The following is a 4071-nucleotide window of genomic DNA, read 5'->3' on the forward strand; positions in this document are numbered from 1 at the left end:
CGCTTGATTTTCGTTTCAGGATCTTCTGGACGAGTTCTCGGTCTTCCTTTACCTGGTCCTTTTGCCTTCCCGCGTTTTTCCTCCAGACCTTTCATTCCTTCTTTGTCATAGTGTTCTACCCATCGACATACCATGGTATGATCACTCTTTAGCCACCGATTTGTAGCCCATGCCCTCTTTTTTATATAGATCCACAGCTTTCTTTTTAAACTTTACATCATATGTTTTTCGTATTTTCCCCATAGAAAAAATCCCCTCCATAGTAGACAGATTCATGTGCTTTCTTTTTTCTGTCTACTATAAGGGGATCATATCAACAAACCTGGTCTTTTTTTTATTCGAAAAGCGAAGCGACCTGTTTAGCGGCGTATATCCCCTCCCAAAAGCTACCGCTTTCGGTCGTGCGATGCTGATGCTGCCGGGGTCTTCCTTGTGGTACTTCTCCAACTGAGATAAAGGAATCACGATGAGACGAAGGCGAATCGATGTTGACTTATCGTAGGGCGGAGACCGAAGGATACTAGCCGCTAGGGCGCTGGAGCTAGACAATTCTCGAAGTCGTAATGATACTTTCTTATCTTATCAGAAAAGCGAATCGACCTGTTCAGCGGCGTATATCCTCCTCCCAAAAGCTACCTCTTTCGGTCGTGCGATGATGATGCTGCTGTAGCCTCTTGTGCTGGCCTCCAACTGAGATATAGGAAATATGAGGAGCGTATCAATGTTGAGTGATCAAGATACGTTGACGACTTGACGCTAGGATGCTTATGCTAGACCATTCTCGAAATCGATTAGATACTTTAATATCATGAAAAAAGATCGTTTTCTTTCATCTCCATTATTTAGACTTTAACATGAATAGTTCCTCTTCTGTTCTAGCAATTTTCACAAGATGGGAGTCTAATCTTCGATTAATATGCTGGATTTGGTTATTATGAGTATTTTCTATTCGTTCTAAGACCTCTTTTATATCGGACAAGTCAATTTGGTTCACAGCTACTCGGTGTTCGATACTGTCCACCTTTTCTAGTCTAGAAAGCCTTTTTTCGATTTGCTCAAGAGTTTCATTTAATGTACGAATTAAACCCTTTATTTCATTAACATTTTCTGTTAACTTTATAAACTCACTTTCCATGGTCAATACTCCTTCATTTTGTTTCTATTATCATACCACCGTTTCTAATATGCAGTTGTTACAAAAACAGTAACATTCTTACCTCTCACCTAAAAGCTAATATGCCTATCATTTTCAACAATAGAAAAAAATGAATTATTTTTTACATCTTTACTGTAAGTATGACTTTAGTGAAGAAAATCACAGGCAAATCATTCCAAATCAATTAATCTCAGTTATAGAACTATTCTCTATCATTCTAAAAAGGTTGGTGCTGATCATGTTAATTACCATTGATGAAAAAGCTGTTTCTTGGTTTGCCATGGAATTTGACTATACCAAACCTTTTCACATTCGTTTGTACCCTCAATATGCTGGTTTTGGCAAGAAACACAAAGGATATAGTCTCGCATTTTCCACCGAATCACCTACAAATCCGGCCTTCACAAAAGAAGTTAATGGTATCATATTTTATTTCGAAGAAAATGATTTATGGTTTTTTGAAGACACCGAAACTCATTTATCATTTAATCCTTTACAAAATGAATTACAGGTAACATATAACGAAACTCCAAATTCATAATGACCTTATGACATCTCCCCTCCCCCATTTTATAAAAAGAACTTTCTCGAATCATATGAAGAGAAAGTTCTTTTTATTTACTTTTAATTAGATATTTTTTGCTTTTTAAATAAAAATTGAGATAATAACCTATATGTCATTAATAAAAGATAAGGGGTACAATGATGTTGAAAGAGAAAAAAAACACAAAGTATTTGGCAACCTTCTCACTTCTTGTGATGACAGTCGGTTTCCTTGCCATCATACCAATGCCCTCATCAATTTGGAAAACAATTCTCCAAGGTGGATTTGAAGCTGGACTGGTTGGCGGTCTTGCAGACTGGTTTGCCGTTACAGCCTTATTCCGGCATCCGCTGGGACTCCCTATCCCACATACAGCTTTACTGCCAAAGAATCGCAGTAAAATTGTTGCCAAAATTATCTCCATGTTAGAAAACGACTGGTTAACTAAAAAAAGTATCCATGAAAAAATTAACTCATTTCAGTTTACTGAGAAACTATTTGATGTAGTTGAAAAGCAAATTCATACAGAATCAGTAAAAAGAACGATTATCAGACTTGCGAAACATGCAATTAATGAAGTTGATACAAAAAAACTTTCACCAATTATTGCAAAAGAGTTGAAAACACAGATTAACTCAATCGACATGAAGCACTATATTCCCATACTTATTGACCAAATTAGCTTAAGAAAATATGATGAGAAAACATTAGACTTTATCCTTAAAGAAATTGATGACTGGGCAAGAAAAGAAGACACAAAATACAGGCTTGGGAAGATAGCTGTCAACATGATCGAAAATATCAAAGCAGATGGTTTTATGCAGTTTGCCTTAAATGCATTCAGTAACCTAGTAAATGAGGAAAAATTGGGAGATATTATTCAGAATCTAATTTTAAAAGGTGTCGATAGTTTTCGCGACCCCTCTAACCCAAACAGAAAAACACTAATGCTACATATTCATCAAAAACTGCAAAGTTTAAAGACCGATGAAAAAATTTATGAAGAACTTAACCGATTGAAATCACAGTTACTTGAAAAATGGGAACTAGAAGAAAAAATTATTGAGTTTTTGGACCAGTTGAAGCAAAGGGCAATAGCTTTTGTTGACGAACCTGTATTCTATGATGAATATTTTCTTCCTTTATTAAAAGATCTACTTACTGAAATTCAAACGAATACCGAAAAGGTAGAGCAACTTGATGTTTGGATTAAGTCACAAATATCCGGTTTTGTTGATAAAAATCATTCAAAAATTGGCAAACTCGTCGAAGAAAACCTGGAAAAATTAGATACGAAAACCTTAATTACCATGATTGAAACAAATGTAGGTAAAGACTTGCAATGGATTCGAGTCAACGGAGCTGTTTGTGGGTTTATCATTGGACTTGTCTTAGTAGGAATAAAAGCCTTATTCTAAATCGAGTAGGAGGGGGTGACTAACCCCCGACCTCTCACACCACCGTACGTACCGTTCGGTATACGGCTGTTCAATCAAGATAAATGACGCAAGAATTCATAACGTTTCTGTAGACTTTTAAGCCCTTGGTTACTCCAATAGGAGTTTCCAAGGGTTCTGTGTAATATGGGACTTTTTGAGATTCGCCAATAACCTTTACGACTGTTCCCCCATTCATAAGCTTTCCATTCAGGAACTCCTAGTTTTATGAGGTTGCGTATCCTGGTCTTTGAGGTCTTCCAGTTTTTCCATAAACACATCCGGTGTCTTCGTCGAATCCAGCCATCCAAATCTTCAAAGATACTCTTTGTGTCTGCTAATGCAAAATATCCACACCATCCCATTAAATACTTGTTCAGTTTCTCAATCCTTTTCTCCATTGGATACGGTTTCGACCTTGATGTAATTTCACGGATCTTGTTCTTCAAACGTTTCACACTTTCGTTCGCAATCCGTACCTTTGGAGCCTTATTGAATGTGAAGCTGAAACCGAGAAACTTCCGTTTCCAAGGACGGTCAACCGCCGATTTCTCTTTATTTACCTTGAGTTTTAACTCCTTCTCAATAAAGTTAGTAATGGAGTTCATGACACGAATTCCTGCTTTCTTTGTTTTCACATAGATGTTACAGTCATCCGCATACCGAACTAACTTATGTCCACGTTTCTCCAGCTCCTTATCCAATTCATGAAGCATGATGTTTGATAAAAGTGGACTGAGTGGGCCGCCTTGAGGCGTTCCCATGTCCGTTTCCATTACTACTCCATTGATCATCACGCCTGATTGAAGATACCGGCGGATTAACTTCAGTAGAATTCGATCTTTGATCGTTTTCGCCAAGATCCCCATCAGTTTGTCGTGATTCACCTTGTCAAAGAATTTCTCTAAGTCTATATCGACTACCCAACGATATCC

The 4071-nt window shown here is 37.3% G+C and carries 4 protein-coding genes and 1 pseudogene; 2 read left to right on the forward strand and 3 right to left on the reverse strand.

Features of this window, described 5'->3' with window-relative positions:
* Positions 1 to 243, reverse strand: a pseudogene (locus GZA11_RS16105) (helix-turn-helix domain-containing protein); the annotation flags it as partial.
* Positions 244 to 838: 595 nt separating this feature from the next.
* Complete coding sequence (locus GZA11_RS16110) at positions 839 to 1135, reverse strand: hypothetical protein (protein WP_038540138.1); 297 nt, start codon at positions 1133 to 1135, stop codon at positions 839 to 841.
* A gap of 259 nt (positions 1136 to 1394) precedes the next feature.
* Here GZA11_RS16110 and GZA11_RS16115 point away from each other — a divergent pair, with 259 nt between their 5' ends.
* Positions 1395 to 1697 (forward strand): HesB/YadR/YfhF family protein, encoded by a 303-nt coding sequence (locus tag GZA11_RS16115; RefSeq protein WP_038540136.1) that lies wholly within the window; start codon positions 1395 to 1397, stop codon positions 1695 to 1697.
* A gap of 164 nt (positions 1698 to 1861) precedes the next feature.
* Positions 1862 to 3118, forward strand: coding sequence for a DUF445 domain-containing protein (locus GZA11_RS16120; RefSeq protein ID WP_163184389.1), 1257 nt, complete (start codon positions 1862 to 1864; stop codon positions 3116 to 3118).
* 74 nt (positions 3119 to 3192) lie between these two features.
* On the opposite strand, the gene GZA11_RS16125 is transcribed toward GZA11_RS16120, so the two are convergent.
* Positions 3193 to 4071 (reverse strand): reverse transcriptase domain-containing protein (locus tag GZA11_RS16125; protein WP_163184390.1); only part of this gene is annotated, 879 nt, incomplete at its 5' end.

It is taken from the genome of Neobacillus sedimentimangrovi, from assembly GCF_010614825.1.
Lineage (GTDB): Bacteria > Bacillota > Bacilli > Bacillales > Cytobacillaceae > Neobacillus > Neobacillus thermocopriae.

Bases quoted from the DNA above. Each gene is read 5' to 3' on its own strand.
- GZA11_RS16110 (WP_038540138.1), bottom strand. From the start codon at position 1,135: ATGGAAAGTGAGTTTATAAAGTTAACAGAAAATGTTAATGAAATAAAG.
- GZA11_RS16115 (WP_038540136.1), top strand. From the start codon at position 1,395: ATGTTAATTACCATTGATGAAAAAGCTGTTTCTTGGTTTGCCATGGAA.
- GZA11_RS16120 (WP_163184389.1), top strand. From the start codon at position 1,862: ATGTTGAAAGAGAAAAAAAACACAAAGTATTTGGCAACCTTCTCACTT.